Source organism: Gillisella terrae, from assembly GCF_004801395.1.
Classification (GTDB): domain Bacteria; phylum Pseudomonadota; class Alphaproteobacteria; order Rhizobiales; family Rhizobiaceae; genus Allorhizobium; species Allorhizobium terrae.
This window is the reverse complement of record NZ_SSOA01000012.1, coordinates 20895-38410: the sequence shown is the minus strand read 5'-3', so window position 1 is coordinate 38410 and position 17516 is coordinate 20895. Positions and strand designations below refer to the sequence as shown.

Below are 17516 nucleotides of genomic sequence, written 5' to 3'. Positions count from 1 at the left end.
ATGAGGATCGTGCGGTATCGGTTGATTGAATTGCCTTTTTTCTTCTGGGAGGAAGATATGACATTGAAAGCTATTCTGCTGGGCGCGTGCTCGGTTTTGGCCATCGCGGGCGTGGCGAGAGCCGAAACGCTCACCATCGCCACAGTGAACAACGGCGACATGATCCGTATGCAAAAGCTGACGGATGATTTCACCAAGAAGAACCCGGGCATTGACGTGAAATGGGTGACACTGGAAGAAAATGTTCTGCGCCAGAAAGTGACCACTGATGTCGCCACCAAGGGCGGCCAATATGACGTGATGACCATCGGCATCTATGAAGCCCCCATCTGGGGCAAGCAGGGCTGGCTGGCCCCGCTGGACAAATTGAGTGCCGACAAAGCTTATGATGTGGACGATCTTCTGCCGCCAATCCGCTCTGGCCTCACGGTCAATGGCAAGCTTTATGCAGCACCTTTCTATGGCGAAAGCTCGATGGTGATGTATCGCAAGGATCTGTTTGAAAAAGCAGGCCTGAAAATGCCGGACGCCCCAACGTGGGATTTCATCAAGCAGGCCGCCGACAAGATCACCGATAAATCCAAGGAAGTCTATGGCATCTGCTTGCGCGGCAAGGCTGGCTGGGGCGAGAACATGGCGTTCCTGACCGCCATGTCCAATTCCTTTGGCGCACGCTGGTTTGATGAAAACTGGAAACCGCAGTTCGATACGCCCGAGTGGAAAAAGACCCTTCAGTTCTACGTCGATCTGATGAAGAAAGACGGCCCTCCCGGCGCATCCTCCAACGGCTTTAACGAAAACCTCGCCCTGTTCCAGACCGGCAAATGCGGCATGTGGATTGATGCCACCGTGGCAGCATCCTTCGTGACCAACCCGAAGGAATCCAAGGTTGCTGATCAGGTCGGCTTTGCTTTGGCTCCTGATAACGGTCTTGGCAAGCGCGGCAACTGGCTGTGGTCGTGGAACCTCGCCATCCCCGCTGGCTCCAAAAAGGTCGAAGCCGCTGAAAAGTTCATCGCCTGGGCAACCAGCAAGGATTATTTGAAGCTGGTGGCTGAGAAAGACGGCTGGGCCAACGTTCCTCCGGGCACGCGCACTTCGCTCTATGCCAATGCTGATTATCAAAAGGCTGCCCCTTTTGCCAAAATGACGCTGGACAGCATCAACTCGGCAGACCCCAAGCATCCGACCGTCAAGCCCGTGCCTTACGAGGGCGTGCAATATGTGGCGATCCCGGAATTTCAGGGCATCGGCACCGCCGTTGGCCAGCAATTCTCGGCAGCTCTTGCTGGCCAGAGCACGGTGGATCAGGCTTTGAAAAATGCCCAGAGCCTGACCGAACGTGAGATGAAGAAGGCGGGTTATCCGAAGAAGTAAGGGAAAAAGACCCTCTCTTCCCTCGCAATACCCCCTCTGGCTGCCGCCATCTCCCCCACAAGGGGGGAGAAACCGATCCGTTAGCCTACAATTCCAGACACGCCGTTTCGCTGTGTCTCATCAGAGCTTGGATAGGGAGCGGGGGATTTCATCCCGGTCTCTCCCCCCTTGTGGGGGAGATGCCCGGCAGGGCAGAGGGGGTATCCCCCCACCACAACATTTCAATTTCCAACACCCCAAGAGGCGCGGCAGACATGGCGACGACCCATACCCATTCCTCGGCGAGACTGATGATGGCCCCTTCCGTTATCCTGCTGTTTGCATGGATGATTGTGCCGCTGGCAATGACCATCTACTTTTCCGTGCTGAACTATAATCTGCTGATGCCGGGCAGTCATGATTTCATCGGCCTGCTGAATTATCAATATTTCCTCACCGATCCGGCCTTCTTTGCGGCGTTGACCAACACACTCTTGCTGGTGGGCGGCGTGCTGGCCATTTCCATCATTGGCGGTATTGCGCTGGCGCTGCTGCTGGATCAGCCGATGTTTGGTCAGGGCATTGTCCGCATTCTGGTGATTTCGCCGTTTTTCATCATGCCAACCGTGGCGGCACTGGTGTGGAAAAACATGCTGATGAACCCGGTGAACGGCTTGTTTGCTTTCGCCTTCCGCGCCGTCGGGTTGCAGCCGCTGGACTGGCTTTCCACCATTCCGCTGCTGTCCATCATCATCATTGTCGCATGGCAATGGCTGCCGTTTGCAACGCTGATCCTGCTCACCGCCCTGCAATCACTGGACGAAGAGCAAAAGGAAGCCGCCGAGATGGATGGCGCAGGGCCGATCTCGAAATTCATCTATATCACTCTGCCCCATATGTCGCGGGCGATTACTGTGGTGGTGCTGATCGAGACCATCTTCCTTCTGTCCGTCTTTGCCGAAATTCTCGTGACCACCAATGGCGGCCCCGGCACCGACAGCACCAACCTGACCTATCTGATTTACAATCAGGCCCTGCTGCAATTTGACATTGGTGGCGCATCCGCAGGCGGCATTGTCGCCGTGGTGCTGGCCAATATCGTTGCCCTTTTCCTGATCCGCCTCATCGGCAAGAACCTGGAGAGCTGATCAATGGCCCGCGCAATTTCAACCAAACGCAAACTGACATTCACGGCCATCGCCTGGATCATCGGTCTTTTGATGTTCTTCCCGATCCTGTGGACCTTTCTCACCAGTTTCAAAAGCGAGGGTGATGCCATCGCCTCGCCGCCGGTGTTTTTGTTCTTCCATTGGACCACGGAAAACTATGTCGAGGTTCAGGGGCGCTCGGATTATTTCGCCCATTTCATGAACTCGGTGGTGATCTCGTTTGGCTCCACGCTTCTGGGGCTGGCCATTGCCATTCCCTCCGCCTGGGCCATGGCGTTTTCACCCACCAAGCGCACCAAGGATGTGCTGATGTGGATGCTGTCCACCAAGATGATGCCACCAGTGGGCGCGCTGATTCCGATCTATCTGCTGTTTCGCGATGGTGGCTTGCTCGATAGCCGCATTGGTCTGGTGGGCGTGCTGACCATGATCAATCTGCCGATCATCATCTGGATGCTCTACACCTATTTCAAGGAAATCCCCGGCGAAATTCTCGAAGCCGCCCGCATGGATGGCGCATCCCTGATCAAGGAAATCATCTATGTGCTGACGCCCATGGCGGTGCCGGGCATTGCCTCGACCATGCTGCTTAACATCATTCTGTCATGGAACGAGGCTTTCTGGACCCTCAACCTCACCACGTCCGTTGCGGCACCGCTGACCACCTTCATCGCCTCCTATTCCAGCCCCGAAGGCCTGTTTTACGCCAAGCTCTCGGCTGCCTCCACCATGGCGATTGCCCCGATCGTCGTGCTCGGATGGTTCAGCCAGAAACAGCTGGTGCGCGGTCTCACCTTCGGCGCTGTGAAATAATAAGGATCAAATATCATGGGCAGTATTCAGCTTAAAAACGTCTCGAAATCCTTTGCCGAGCACAAGGTTATTCCCGGCATTGATCTGGAGATCAACAATGGCGAATTCGTTGTCTTCGTCGGTCCCTCCGGCTGCGGCAAATCCACCCTGCTACGGCTGATTGCCGGGCTGGAAGATACATCCGGTGGCAAGATCTTCATTGATGGAGCTGACGCCACAGATCGCAAACCGTCTGAACGCGGCCTTGCCATGGTGTTTCAGTCCTATGCGCTGTATCCGCATATGAGCGTGCGCTCCAACATTGGCTTTCCGCTAAAAATGGCGGGCGTGGACAAGGGCGAGATTGACAAGAAGGTCACGGATGCGGCCCGCATCCTCAACCTCACAGATTATCTTGACCGTAAACCGCGCCAGCTTTCTGGCGGTCAGCGCCAGCGCGTGGCGATTGGCCGGGCGATTGTGCGCTCGCCCTCGTGCTTTTTGTTTGATGAGCCACTGTCCAATCTTGATGCCGCGCTGCGCGTCAACATGCGCCTCGAAATTACCGAGTTGCACCAGAAGCTGGGTGCCACATCGATCTACGTCACCCACGATCAGGTGGAAGCCATGACCATGGCCGACAAGATTGTGGTTTTGAACAAGGGCAATATCGAGCAGGTTGGCTCGCCGATGGAGCTATATCACAAACCGGCCAATCTGTTTGTCGCGGGTTTTATCGGTTCGCCGAAGATGAACCTGATTTCCGGTGCGACAGCGCAAAAATATGGGGCCGCCACCATTGGTATTCGCCCCGAGCATGTGGCGCTTTCCACCAGTGACGGCGCATGGAAAGGCAAGGTGACAATTGCCGAGCACCTTGGCTCCGACACCCATTTGCATGTTGAGGTCGATGGTGTTGGCACCCTGACCGCCCGCGCTGACGGTGACTTCATGGCCCGCCATGGGGCGACCGTGTTTCTCACCCCCGACGAGAGCCGCATGCATCGCTTTAACGAGCAAGGATTGACACAATGACGTCAGACCGATTGAGCGGAAAATCCGCGCTGATCACCGGCTCTGCCCGCGGCATTGGCCGGGCCTTTGCGGAAGCTTACGTGCGCGAAGGCGCAACCGTTGCCATTGCCGACATCAACATGGAGCGGGCGACCGACACCGCAAATGCCATTGGTGAGCGCGCCTATGCCCTGCATCTGGATGTGACCCACCAAGCCTCCATCGATGCTGCCATCAAGACGGTGGAAGAGCGCACTGGCGGCTTGGACATTCTCATCAACAATGCCGCGCTGTTTGATCTCGCGCCGATCGTCGAGATCACCCGCGAGAGCTATGACCGGCTGTTTTCCATCAATGTCGCAGGCTCGCTCTTCATGCTGCAAGCAGCGGCAAAATCGATGATTGCCCGTGGCAAGGGCGGCAAGATTATCAATATGGCCAGCCAGGCCGGACGGCGCGGCGAAGCGCTGGTTGCGGTCTATTGCGCCACCAAGGCAGCCATCATCTCACTCACCCAATCGGCCGGGCTGGACCTGATCAAGCATGGCATCAATGTCAATGCCATTGCCCCCGGCGTGGTCGATGGTGAGCATTGGGATGGCGTCGATGCGCTGTTTGCCAAACATGAAAACCGCGCGCCCGGCGAGAAGAAAAAGCTGGTGGGTGAGGCTGTTCCGTTTGGCCGCATGGGCACAGCACAGGATCTCACCGGCATGGCGATTTTTCTGGCTTCAAACGAGGCCGATTATGTGGTGGCCCAGACGTACAATGTCGATGGCGGCAATTGGATGAGCTGAGATGGGTGGGGAGTTGTGGAGTGTGGACCCAAAAGAAGCGCTTCGCTTACCCCCTCTGGCTGCCGCCATCTCCCCCACAAGGGGGGAGAAAGCAGGTGGCAATCCTCTCGCTCCTCCTCAACCATTCGCAATATGCGGGGTGGCGGTTGCTGGTAGAGCCGCACGTCAGCCGCACGGCCTCTCCCCCCCTGTGGGGGAGATGGCGGCAGCCAGAGGGGGTATCCCCACGGCCCATTTCCCAAAATTCATTCAGGACAGAACCCAATGACCGTAAAACTTTCTCTTTCAACCCTTCCCGAGGCAGCCGCAAAAGCCGCGGTCCCCACTTATGCCCGCGAAAGCCTCACCCCCGGCATCGTGCATTTTGGCGTTGGCAATTTCCACCGCGCCCATCAGGCCATCTATCTGCATGAGCTGTTCAACCTCGGCAAAGACCTCGATTTTGCCATTGTCGGCGCAGGCGTCTTGCCTTCTGACGCCACCATGAAAGAAAAGCTCGCCGCTCAGGATTATCTGACCACCGTAGTGGAGCAGGATGTGGCCAAAAGTGCAGCCACCGTCACCGGCCCGATGGTGGATATGATCGCGGCACCAGATTTTGACGGCATGATTGCCAAGCTGGCAGACCCCGCCATTCGCATCGTCTCCATGACCATCACCGAAGGCGGCTATTTCATCGATCCCGCCACCGGCCATTTTGACCCCAAGCACCCGGCCATCGTGGCGGATGCGCAAAACCCAACCCAGCCCAAAACCGTCTTCGGCCTGATCATCGCAGGCCTCAAGGCCCGCCGTGCCGCCAATATTCCGCCGTTTACGGTGATGTGCTGCGACAACATTCCCGGCAATGGCGAGGTGACAGAAGCGACCGTGATTGGCCTTGCCAAACTGTCTGATCCCGAATTTGCCGATTGGATTCACCACCACGTCGCCTTCCCCAATTCCATGGTGGATCGCATCACCCCAGCCACCGGCCCGCGCGAGATTGACATTACCCACGACACTTACGGCATTGATGATGCATGGCCGGTGTTTTGCGAGGAGTTCAAGCAATGGGTGTTGGAGGATAAATTCCCGCTGGGTCGCCCTGCCTTTGAAGAGGTTGGCGTCACCTTTGTGGAGGATGTCGCCCCCTATGAGCTGATGAAGCTGCGGATTCTCAACGGCGGTCATGCGGCCATTGCCTATCCGGCAGCACTGATGGACATTCACTTTGTCCATGAAGCCATGGAAAATCCGCTGATCCGCGCTTTCCTTGCCAAGCTGACCCATGATGAAATCATTCCCGTGGTGCCACCCGTGCCCAACACCAGCTTGCAGGATTACGCGACACTGATCGAGAACCGCTTCTCCAACCCCAAAATCGGCGACACCATTCCGCGCCTCGCTCAGGATGGCTCCAACCGTCAGCCAAAATTCATTCTGCCATCGACTGCGGATCGGCTCGCCAAGGGGCTGGATGTTGTCGGGCTTTCGTTGGTGTCTGCTCTGTGGTGCCATTATTTTGAAGGCACAACGGATAGCGGCAAGCCGATTGTGTTTAACGACGCCAGCGCCGAGCGTTTGCAAAAAACCGCCATTGCCTCGCGCCAAGATCCGCTGCTATTCCTGACATTGGATGATATTTTTGGCAGTGTTGGCAAAAACGAGGTTTTCAAAAAGCGCTTTAGCCAAGCGCTCTCCTCGCTTCTCGCTCACGGCACAGCCCAGACACTGCAACGCTATCTGGATGGACAGCTCGCGGCAGGATAAAGGATGACACCATGCAGGATGCGGCCACCAAGCTGGTGATTTTCGATTGCGACGGCGTGCTGGTGGACAGCGAGCCGATTTCGGTTGAGGTCATGGTGGCCGAGTTTGAAAAAGCGGGCGTGGCGATTGATGCCGATTATGTCTATCGCCATTTCCTCGGTCGCAGCATGGCAACCGTGGTGGAAACGGCCCACAAGGAGTTTTCCTTCGCGATTGGCGAGGCCTTTCTGACCGGCCTGCGCACCCATCTCTATGAGCGCTTTCGGAAGGATTTAAAGCCGATTTCCGGCCTGCATGCGGCCTTGGATGATCTGGAAAAAGCAGGCATCCGCTGGTGTGTCGCCTCCTCCAGCCAGCCGGAGCGCATTGCTTTATCACTCAGTGTCACCGGGCTGATCGAGCGTTTTCAGCCGCATATTTTCAGCGCCACCATGGTTCAAAATGGCAAGCCCGCCCCCGATCTGTTTCTCTATGCCGCTGAAAAAATGGCAATCCCTGCGCACCAATGCGTGGTGGTGGAAGACAGCCCCGCAGGTCTTGCAGCCGCCCGCGCCGCAAACATGACAGCCCTTGCCTTTACCGGCGGTGGCCACGCCCTGGGTGAGACGTATGAAAGCCGAATTGCCGCCCAAAATCCCCACGCCCGGTTTGACGCCATGGCCGAATTGATACACCTTGTGCCCTAAGGATGATCCGTTCATCAGGACTTGAGAAACAGGATTTGGGGCGGAAATAAAAACGCATGAGAGATCACGTCATTTCGGTGGATGTTGGCACCGGCAGTGCCCGCGCAGGCGTTGTCTCCAGCACCGGGCAGTTGCTGGCGCGCTGCGAACACCCCATTACCCTGTCACGGCCACGGGATGATCAGGGCGAGCATAGCTCGGAAGAAATCTGGAACGCCTGCTGCATTGCCGTGAAAGCCGCCTTGCGGCAGGCCGCCATTGCCCCGTCTGCCATTGCCGCCATCGGCTTCGATGCCACCTGCTCGCTGGTGCTGCGCGATAAGCAAGGAGAGCCGCTATACCTGCGTGAAGACGATGGCCAAGGCTATGATACCATCGCCTGGCTGGATCACCGCGCAAGCGCTGAAGCTGCCGAATGCTCGGAGCTTGACCATCCCGTCCTGCTCCATCACGGCCGGGCCATGTCGCCAGAGGCGGAAATTCCCAAACTCATGTGGCTCAAAGGGCATAGACCGGATCTCTGGGCCAGACTTGGCCATGCTTTTGATCTGGCTGATTTTCTCACCTGGAAAGCCACCGGCAGCACCGCCCGCTCACTCTGCACCCTCACCTCCAAATGGAGTTTTTTCGGCCACACAAAACCGGGATGGCAGCGGGATTTCCTTGCCGATCTGGGCCTTGAAGACCTGATTGTGCGCGCCAACCTGCCGGAGGTGGCAGTCCATGTCGGGCAAAGCATTGGCCCGCTCTCGCATTCTGCTGCCGAGGCCTTGGGGCTGGAGCCAGGCATTGCGGTGGCGGCTGGCATGGTGGATGCTTATGCGGGCGCGCTTGGCGTCTTGGGGGCTGCCGATCTCACCAATCCCGATAGCCAGCCGATTGCGCTGATTGGTGGCACATCAAGCTGCCTGATTGCGCTCAACTCGAAGCCATATCACGGCTTTAGCCTTTGGGGGCCTTATTTCGAGGCCATTTTACCCGATATGTGGCTGGTCGAGGCAGGCCAATCCGCCACCGGTGCCTTGCTCAACCACCTGCTCCGCAGCCACGCACAGGGTGGAGAGCCGAGCATTGACAATCATCGTCGGGTCATTCAGCGCATTGGAGAATTGCGCGCGCACGAAGGCGCTTCTTTTGGCCATAAAATCAATATCCTGCCGGATTTTCATGGCAATCGCTCGCCCTTTGCTGATCCAAACCTGACGGGCACGATCAGCGGATTGACGCTGGATGCCAGTTTTGATGGCCTGTGCCGCATCTATTGGCGCGCCTGCGTCAGCATTGCCCTTGGCCTGCGGCAAATTCTGGAAGGGATGATTGTCGATCAGCATGGCCCAACCCGGCTGCATCTGACCGGCGGGCATGTTAAAAATCCGCTTTTGGTCGAGCTTTATCGCGATGCCACCGGTTGCGAATTGATGGTCGCAGACGAGACCGACGCCGTGCTGGTTGGCACAGCCATCAATGCCGCAACCGCGGCAAAGCTTTATCCAAACCTTATGACAGCGGGTGCCGCCATGGCAGCCAAGGGACGGCTGGCACCACCCGCCCCTCACGCAAGTGTTGATTTCGAGCGCGATTACCGTCGCTTTCTCGCCATGCAGCGCCACCGGGCCGAGCTGGACAGTCTGTAAGGCTCGCCATCTATGCGACCGCAATGACAGGCACCAACAGCACCTGTTGTGCACTGGTCTTGCATCAGCGGCCAATCCTTTCTATATCCATGTCTAACAGACCGGATGAGACAAGGTGCCTTGTGCAGACACTGCACAGGCGATGATGATGAAGAGCATCGCGGTCTTCTCGCACGTTTTAAGAGATAGAAGCCCCGTGAACACGCTGGATTTTGACAAGAGACCGGAAGATACACGCATTGTCGTTGCCATGTCTGGCGGCGTTGATAGCTCGGTTGTGGCCGGGATTTTGAAACGCGAAGGCTATGATGTGCTGGGCATTACGCTTCAGCTTTACGATCATGGGGCCGCCGTGCATCGGGCAGGTTCCTGCTGTGCCGGACAAGATATTGATGATGCGCGGCGCGTGTGTGAAACCTTGGGCATTCCTCATTACGTGCTGGATTACGAGCAGCGTTTTCGCGATACCGTGATCAATCCATTCATGGAAAGCTATATTGCTGGCGAAACCCCCATTCCCTGCGTGGCCTGCAACCAGACCGTAAAATTTGCCGATCTTCTGGCCACCGCCAAGGAGTTGGGCGCAGATGCGCTGGCCACAGGCCATTATATTCGCTCCAAGGCCATGCCCCTGCCCAATGACCCCGGCCACCGCGCCCTGTTTCGCCCGATTGATAGTGAGCGCGACCAGAGCTATTTCCTGTTTGCCACAACGCAGGAACAGATTGATTATCTGCGTTTTCCGCTGGGTGGCCTTTCCAAGGCCGAAACCCGCGAATTGGCCAAGGAAATGGGTCTTGTGGTGGCGCAAAAGGCCGACAGCCAGGACATCTGTTTTGTGCCGCAGGGCAAATATGCCGATATCATCACCAAATTGAAGCCAAACTCGGCTTTGGCCGGTGATATCGTGCATCTTGATGGCCGGGTCTTGGGCCAACACGATGGCATTTTGCATTACACCATCGGCCAGCGCAAAGGCTTAGGGGTTGCTACCGGCGATCCGCTTTATGTGGTTTATCTCGATGCGCGCTCGCGCCGGGTGATTGTAGGGCCAAAGGAAGCGCTGGAAACCCGCCGCGTCTATTTGCGCGACATCAACTGGCTGGGCGATTATTCGATTGAAGAAGAAGCCGCAGGCGGCCTTGCCTGCTTTGCCAAGGTGCGCTCCACCCGCCCGCCGACACCCGCTACACTCTATGTTGACCACACCGGAATTTATGTGGACCTTGAAGACGGCGAGGCAGGTGTCGCCCCCGGACAGGCCTGCGTGCTCTATTCGGCCCCCGGTGCAGACGCCCGTGTCTACGGCGGCGGCTTTATTGAAAAATCAGAGCGTAGCGCGGATGCACAGGCGGCGCTGACTGCCCTTTTGCAGGACACGCTGGCGGCATAGGCGAGCGCAAATCCAATTTCGCTTCAAGTCGTTGTTTTTAAAAGCATGATGACAAATTTATGATTTTTCTTTTTTGAGCGCTTGACTTTGCTGTGATGCTCGAACTATAAGCCGCCCATCGCTTGCAGCGGCTTTGTTTTCAAAGCGTTTCAGTGAGTGTGGCGGGGTAGCTCAGGTGGTTAGAGCGTGGGATTCATAACCCCAAGGTCGGCGGTTCAAGTCCGCCCCCCGCTACCATTTTCCGCTGCTTCTTTCCTTATCTTCTATGTTTTCTGCGCCAGGCATCCTGCGCATTGAAACGTTTTTCCACACCCCTTTCCTATCGCATACGCCCCCAACTGCATAATTCCTCAAAACGCGATCGATTTGGGGAATGATACAGTAGACGGCCGCGCCTCTCACCAAATATGCCGCTCAAAAGACGCTGTAGCACGTTAAATCTGCTGCATAATTTTTACTTTAAATCGATTCCGATTTAAGGAACCATGCGGTAGACTAAAGTATGAGCGCTCTCTTGTGTTTGATTAGATACAATATTTTGTCGGCTGCTTTCAGAATTTACCCCTAAAAACCACAGGAGAACCGAGTGGTTCTTTAGAATTCCTAAATATGTGTATTTTACTTTGAACTCCGTTCAGCTTGGTACAGTACCTGCACTTCGGATTGCTTTTGCCCGTCAATCAAAGTCAACATACGTGCATGCCTGACGCGATTTGAGGCCAAGTTTAGCCTCGGTTTTTAACTTGTCGCTAGGAGGCGATAACATATGTTTGGCCAGTCCCGTGTTTCACGCATGCAAACCGATTCTTTGAAGGTGATCACCGCCAACATCATGATTTCAGATGCCGATTTGAATATACGGTATATGAATAAAGCCGTGATGGAACTGCTGAAAGAAGCCGAGTCGGACCTCAAGAAAGAGTTGCCACGCTTTGAGTTCAGCAAGCTGATTGGCAGCAATATCGATATCTTTCATAAAAATCCGTCGCATCAGCGCAATATGCTGGCGGCCCTCAAAACACAGCACAAGGCAACAATCTGGGTTGGGCACCGCGCCTTTGACCTGATCGTAACGCCGCTACAGGACGGCGGCAAAACAACAGGTTTTGTGGTTGAATGGGCAGATGCCAAAGAGCGTCTGCAAAATCTTGACTACAGCGGACAGATGGCCGCCATCAGCCGCTCACAAGGGATTATCGAGTTCACCACCGAAGGTGAGATTGTCACAGCCAACGAAAATTTCCTCAAAGCCATTGATTATCGTCTTGATGAAATCAAGGGCCGCAATCACAGCATGCTGGTGAGCCCTGAATACGCCAAATCGCCAGAATACAAAATGTTCTGGGATGCTTTGCGCCGTGGCGAAGTGCAATCTGCCGAATTCACCCGTTATGGCAAAAACGGCAAGGTGGTGGTGATCAATGCCGCCTACAATCCGATTGTCGATGCCAAGGGCAAGGTCACCAAAGTGGTGAAATTTGCAACCGACGTCACGGAGCGCGTCAATGCCGTCAATGCAATTGGTGCCGCTTTGACCCGTCTTGCCGATGGCGATCTTTCGTTCACGCTGGACACTCCCTTTGCGCCAGATTTTGAAGGCTTGCGCCGCACGATGAATGACGCGCTGACACAGATGCGCAACACGCTTGGCTCCGTGGCCCACTCCACCGGACAGATCGACAACGGCACGCGCGAAATCAGCCAGAGTGCAGAAGACCTGTCCAAGCGCACAGAGCAGCAAGCCGCCTCGCTTGAAGAAACAGCCGCAGCCCTCGACGAGATCACCGTCAACGTCAACAACGCATCCAAGCGTGCAGAAGAAGCGCGCCATGCCGCCGCAACGGCCAGCGAGAATGCAGTTCGCTCCGGCAAGGTCGTTGATGACGCCGTGGGTGCCATGTCGCGCATTGAAAGCTCTTCCAATCAGATTTCCAACATCATTGGCGTGATTGACGAAATCGCCTTCCAGACCAATCTGCTGGCGCTGAATGCCGGCGTTGAGGCCGCCCGTGCCGGTGAGGCCGGCAAAGGCTTTGCCGTGGTCGCTCAGGAAGTACGTGAACTGGCGCAACGATCGGCGCAAGCGGCAAAGGAAATCAAGGAACTGATCCGCAATTCGTCCAACGAGGTCAGCACCGGCGTGAAACTGGTGAGTGAAACGGGCGAGGCTCTGCGCACCATTCAGCAGAATATTGTGGCCGTGAACGAGCACATGGAAGCCATCACCAGCTCGGCCCGTGAGCAGGCCACAGGCCTCTCGGAAGTCAATTCTGCCGTCAACCAGATGGATCAGGTGACTCAGCAAAACGCCGCCATGGTGGAAGAAACCAATGCGGCCAGCGCCACACTTGCACAGGAAACCGCCCGCCTGCGTGAATTGATTGAAAAGTTCCGCCTTGGCAACACGGCAGCGCCGCGGCAATTGGCGGTGGCCAACGCCACCCACCGGCCAGCAAGCTCCCCTGCCCGCAGCATGATGGCAAAAGTTGCCCGCGCGGTGGGTGCCCCCGCCCAATCGGATGGCTGGAGCGAATTCTGATAGAGGCTACGGCATAATTCCTTAAATCGGAATCGAGTTAAGACGAAAATTATGCAGCAGATTTAAAGTGTTACAACGCCGTGCGCCATATTTGGCGCACGGCGTTGTCATTTCAGCATCTCAATAACCGCGACGCAGTAGATGCCCTGTGCTGGCCTTGAAAAGCGTACAATTCACAACCATTTGAGAAAAATCTGTGTATCGGGCGCGCTGAAAATAATGGGCAAGCCTTTAAAAATAAAAGATAATTTCCACCCTTGCACACAGGTATCGGAATTATGCAGTCGTAAACAAAATCAAAACTTTTCGTTAAATTTTAGCGAATAAACTGCCTGCTGATAGAAGAGGCAAGTTTGTTATGCGTAAATTCCTCATCATCGCCCTGTTGCTGGCTTTGGGAAGCTGTGCCCGACCGCCAAGTCAAATCCGCAATGCCTGCGCGATTTTTGAGCAGCGCGACGGCGTGTTTGAAAACTGGAAGCGCGCCACGCGCTCTGTCGAGCGCGAATATGGCGTGCCTGTGCCGATTTTGATGGCAACAATTTATACAGAATCGAGCTTCCGAGCGCGGGCAAGACCACCACGCCGCTATATTCTTGGTTTCATCCCATGGAAGCGCGTGTCCACGGCTTATGGCTATTCGCAGGCTCTGGATGGCACTTGGGAGCGCTACCAGCGCGAAACTGGCCGTTATTTTGCCCGCCGCAATAATTTTGCCGATGCGGTCCGCTTTATCGGCTGGTATCACTACCAAAGCCATATCCGCAACGGCATCCCCTACTCGCAGCCCTATAATATCTATTTGGCCTATCACTCGGGACAGGTGGGCTATCAACGGGGTGCCTATCGCGCCAGACCCGAGGCCTTGGCCGGTGCAAAGCGCTTTGCCGCCATCGCCAACATCTATGCGGATCAATTACGGCGCTGCCCGTGATGATATCATCTCTTTCAGGCTTGTCAGGAAAGTGGGTGATGGATGCTGCAAAATATTGCGCCTTTGCGCGCGGCGTCCCAGATCAAACACCAGACACAAAAAAGGGTCGCTCGCGCGACCCTTTCCATGAGTTTGACCTCGCCATAATGGCCCGGAGAGCAATAGCTCATCCGTGAGGAAGGTGTGTTCAGACCGAGGGCTGCCCCTTTCCGTTCATCACTATTCCAAAGCCTCTATTGCAGATCGAAATCTCATTAGACATTGGATCACCTTCCTTTCTGTTTGTTGACGTTAAGCTAAAGGTAGGTGACAAATCACTGCTTCGCAAGGCACGAAAGATAAAACATCGCATTGTTGAGTGATTGATCAAATACCGTCGTTATCGCTGCAATGTCAGCACAATCTTGCCAATGTGGTTGCTCTCTTCCATCTGCCGATGCGCCTCTGCCACCTGCTCAAATGGCAGCACTGCGTGAATAACCGGTGCCACCGTGCCCTGTTCCAGCAGCGGCCAGACCTCGGACAACAGGTCATCGCGGATGGCGCGTTTTTCTTCCAACGTGCGCGGGCGCATGGTGGAGCCGGTCACGGTGAGGCGCTTGACCATGATCGGGCCGAGATTAACCTTTTCAGCCACAGCACCGCCCAGAAAGGCAATAATGGACAGGCAGCCATCCTTGGCCAGCGAGGCAATGTTCTTCTCAAAATAGGCCGCACCAATCATATCGAGGATGATATCAACACCCTTGCCATCGGTTTCAGCCTTGATGACGGCAGCAAAATCCTCGGTTTTGTAATTGATGGCCCGTTTGGCACCCAGCTTTTCGCAAGCGGCACATTTTTCGGCGGAGCCTGCGGTGGTAAACACATCCGCGCCAAAGGCCTTGGCAAGCTGAATGGCAGTGGTGCCAATGCCCGATGTGCCGCCATGGATCAGCACGGTCTCGCCTTCGGTCACGCCTGCCATTTGAAACAGGTTGGCCCAGACGGTGAAAAAGGTTTCCGGCACCGCCGCCGCCTTGATGGCATCATAGCCCTTAGGCCATGGCAAGGTCTGGCTGACCGGCAAAAGACAATATTCTGCATAACCGCCGCCATTGGCCAGACCGCACACCTTATCGCCAATGGCAAAATCACGCACGCCCTCGCCCAGGGCAACAATGGTTCCTGCTACCTCCAGCCCCATGATTGGGCTTGCATCTTTTGGTGGCGGATAGCTGCCCTGCCGCTGGGCAACGTCAGGCCGGTTGATACCAATGGCCTCAACCTTCACCAACACTTCACCTGGGCGCGCGGTGGGCAAAGGGCCATCAGCTAAACGCATAACCTCAGGACCACCGGGAGCGGAAACATCAATATAGCGCATGCTGGTGGGAAGCGTCATTGGCCATTCTCCTCAAGTTCGCCATCACAATGATTGCAGACGTCAGAGATAGGCCATGACGCTACGCATTTAAAGGAGGCTCTTTGACGCGCCCTGCTTTTGCTATTCTTCAAGGCGAAACCTTGAAATATGCAGGCCCGACTGGCTTTCTTTTGCACGCTTCTTGATAGCAGCAATCTCGGACGACAGGCGGCTGACATCATCGATCACCAGCCCCGGCGGCAATTCCAGTACGCCGATGGAGCAGCGCATCAGGGCGAAATCGCGGGTTATGCCGTGGCGGTCCTCGCCGCGAATGCGACCGGATGCCCGATCTTCAGGGGAATACAGCTCGGCGACATCGCCGTGGAAATCCGACAACAGCCGATCAAGAATTTCGGTCAGTTCATCACTGGTCCAATCGCTCAGGCCGATGAAAAAATCATCGCCGCCGACATGGCCTAGAAACACGCCATCGGCAAAGAAATAGCGGCGCATCAAAGCCGCAAACAGCGAGATGGCATGGTCGCCCAGATGGAAACCGTAATGGTCGTTGAAGGGTTTGAAATTGTCAAAATCACAATAGCAGAAATGGCGAAAACCATCGCTGTCGCGGCCCGCAGCCTGCATGAAATCGCGGATGGCGCGATTGCCCGGAAGTCCCGTCAGCGGGTTTTGCTCCTGCGCGCTTTTCAGCTGCTTTTCGTTAATAATGCGGATCAGGGAGGATGCCGAAATCACCCCGGCATAGCGCATGTTTTCGGTCAAAAGCACGCAATCGCTGCCATCGGTATTGGCAAAAATCGCCATCAACCGGTCGGCGTCGGCATCTAGACCCACCACCGGGGCGCGGTCAACAAAATGCGAAATCGTCCGCTCATAGACCTTGTTTTTCAAAAGATCGCGGCCAAAGGGCTGGTAGATATATTCCTTGAGGTGAATCTCGTGAATAATGCCGCGTGGCTCGCCATTGGCGTTCAACACCGGAAAGAACGACTGGCGCGGATTGCGCCGAAACAGATCAAACACGCTTTCAATCGTGTCATTTTCATAAACCGTCGGCAGACGCTCGATCTGTTTGCGAATGAGAATCTCGTCGAGCGACTGGCTGCTGCGGCGCGATTGTCCCACCTCGCGCAAATGCGGATAGGCAGGCAAAAGCTCGGCCAGATGGGTGGTTGGCTTGGCAATCAGCCAGCCCTGCACCAGATCCACGCCCAGCTCCCGGCAAGTGATAAACTCGCCTTCGGTCTCAATGCCTTCGGCAATCACCCGAACACCCAGCACATGGGCAATCTGGACAATGTTTTTCACCAGATGTCGTTTGCGCGGATTGGTATCCACGCCCGCAATGAAGTGGCGATCGATTTTCAGGTAATCGACCGGGTAATCGCACAACAGCTTCATCTCGGCGTGGCCCACACCGAAATCATCAATGGCCAGTTTAAAGCCTGCCCGCCGCAGCCGGTTTACAAGACTTTTAAACTCCGGCACATTGGTGTTGTCAAAGCGCTCGGACAGCTCAAAACAGACAGATGAAGGCGCAATGCGCGCTGCTTTCAAATGGGCCAGCAAACTATCGACCATGGTATCACCATGGGGAATAAGCCGTACATCGAGATTGAGAAACAGTGTGAACGCGGCGTGATCCGGTAATGTCGCAAATTTGGCCAAAGCCCGGCTGGCCACCATTTGCTCCAGTGCCAGAAGCTGGCCTGCCGCCTCGGCCTGATCGAGAATATCCAGCGGCGTTTCAAACCCGATACGCTCCTGGCCCCGCATCAGGGTTTCATAACCAAACACAACGCCGGTCTGCACTTCAACAATCGGCTGAAGTGCATTTTCGACCACAACTTTTGCAAGGGTCAGCAATTGATCACTGGCAAAGCGACGCACTCCGCCCACATCCGCAGCAACGCTCAATGCCATAGCCTGTTCGCCTCAAATTGATAAAATCTGCCCGACGCTGACCTATAATGCTTGAACGAAGTCTTTATGGAAGATGAAACTTTTGTGACATTTGCCGGATTGAGACGCTGCCGCGGTGAAAATCAGCAATCAGGCAGAAGGTTTTTATTGATTGATGA

At 55.6% G+C, this 17516-nt stretch carries 13 protein-coding genes and 1 tRNA gene; 12 read left to right on the top strand and 2 right to left on the bottom strand.

What is annotated here, in order from left to right:
* Positions 1 to 57: 57 nt before the first annotated feature.
* The 12 genes from E6C51_RS17455 to E6C51_RS17400 all read left to right on the top strand — a co-directional run bounded on the left by E6C51_RS17455 (position 58) and on the right by E6C51_RS17400 (position 14066).
* Entirely contained in the window at positions 58 to 1377 is a 1320-nt protein-coding gene (locus tag E6C51_RS17455; RefSeq protein ID WP_190236935.1) for an ABC transporter substrate-binding protein, read from the top strand.
* 254 nt (positions 1378 to 1631) lie between these two features.
* The gene (locus E6C51_RS17450) at positions 1632 to 2504 is read left to right on the top strand and encodes a carbohydrate ABC transporter permease (protein ID WP_190236934.1); all 873 of its coding nucleotides are present in this window, start codon (positions 1632 to 1634) and stop codon (positions 2502 to 2504) included.
* Positions 2505 to 2507: 3 nt separating this feature from the next.
* Complete coding sequence (locus E6C51_RS17445; protein ID WP_190236933.1) at positions 2508 to 3338, top strand: carbohydrate ABC transporter permease; 831 nt, start codon at positions 2508 to 2510, stop codon at positions 3336 to 3338.
* Between the two features lie 15 nt (positions 3339 to 3353).
* Positions 3354 to 4352 carry an ABC transporter ATP-binding protein gene (locus E6C51_RS17440; protein ID WP_190236932.1) on the top strand — a complete coding sequence of 333 codons (999 nt, stop codon included), beginning with the start codon at positions 3354 to 3356 and terminating at the stop codon, positions 4350 to 4352.
* The gene (locus tag E6C51_RS17435; RefSeq protein WP_190236931.1) at positions 4349 to 5128 is read left to right on the top strand and encodes an L-iditol 2-dehydrogenase; all 780 of its coding nucleotides are present in this window, start codon (positions 4349 to 4351) and stop codon (positions 5126 to 5128) included. The genes E6C51_RS17440 and E6C51_RS17435 overlap by 4 nt, the downstream gene beginning before the upstream one ends.
* 264 nt (positions 5129 to 5392) lie before the next feature.
* Positions 5393 to 6880, top strand: coding sequence for a mannitol dehydrogenase family protein (locus tag E6C51_RS17430; RefSeq protein WP_190236930.1), 1488 nt, complete (start codon positions 5393 to 5395; stop codon positions 6878 to 6880).
* 11 nt (positions 6881 to 6891) lie between these two features.
* Positions 6892 to 7566, top strand: coding sequence for an HAD family hydrolase (locus E6C51_RS17425; protein WP_190236929.1), 675 nt, complete (start codon positions 6892 to 6894; stop codon positions 7564 to 7566).
* A gap of 56 nt (positions 7567 to 7622) precedes the next feature.
* Positions 7623 to 9200, top strand: coding sequence for an FGGY-family carbohydrate kinase (locus E6C51_RS17420; protein ID WP_190236928.1), 1578 nt, complete (start codon positions 7623 to 7625; stop codon positions 9198 to 9200).
* 196 nt (positions 9201 to 9396) lie between these two features.
* Positions 9397 to 10593, top strand: coding sequence for a tRNA 2-thiouridine(34) synthase MnmA (gene mnmA, locus E6C51_RS17415; protein WP_146936488.1), 1197 nt, complete (start codon positions 9397 to 9399; stop codon positions 10591 to 10593).
* A gap of 160 nt (positions 10594 to 10753) precedes the next feature.
* Positions 10754 to 10830, top strand: a tRNA-Met gene (locus tag E6C51_RS17410).
* A gap of 529 nt (positions 10831 to 11359) precedes the next feature.
* Positions 11360 to 13132 carry a methyl-accepting chemotaxis protein gene (locus E6C51_RS17405; protein WP_190236927.1) on the top strand — a complete coding sequence of 591 codons (1773 nt, stop codon included), beginning with the start codon at positions 11360 to 11362 and terminating at the stop codon, positions 13130 to 13132.
* Positions 13133 to 13490: 358 nt separating this feature from the next.
* On the top strand, positions 13491 to 14066 hold the full coding sequence (locus tag E6C51_RS17400; protein WP_190236926.1) for a transglycosylase SLT domain-containing protein: 576 nt from the start codon (positions 13491 to 13493) through the stop codon (positions 14064 to 14066).
* A 379-nt stretch (positions 14067 to 14445) separates the two neighbouring features.
* Here the strand turns inward: E6C51_RS17400 and E6C51_RS17395 are convergent, their stop codons facing one another.
* A complete protein-coding gene (locus E6C51_RS17395) occupies positions 14446 to 15450 on the bottom strand; it encodes an NAD(P)H-quinone oxidoreductase (RefSeq protein WP_190236925.1) in 1005 nt (334 codons plus the stop codon).
* 102 nt (positions 15451 to 15552) lie between these two features.
* Positions 15553 to 17358 carry a bifunctional diguanylate cyclase/phosphodiesterase gene (locus tag E6C51_RS17390; RefSeq protein ID WP_190236924.1) on the bottom strand — a complete coding sequence of 602 codons (1806 nt, stop codon included), beginning with the start codon at positions 17356 to 17358 and terminating at the stop codon, positions 15553 to 15555.
* Between the last annotated feature and the right edge of the window lie 158 nt (positions 17359 to 17516).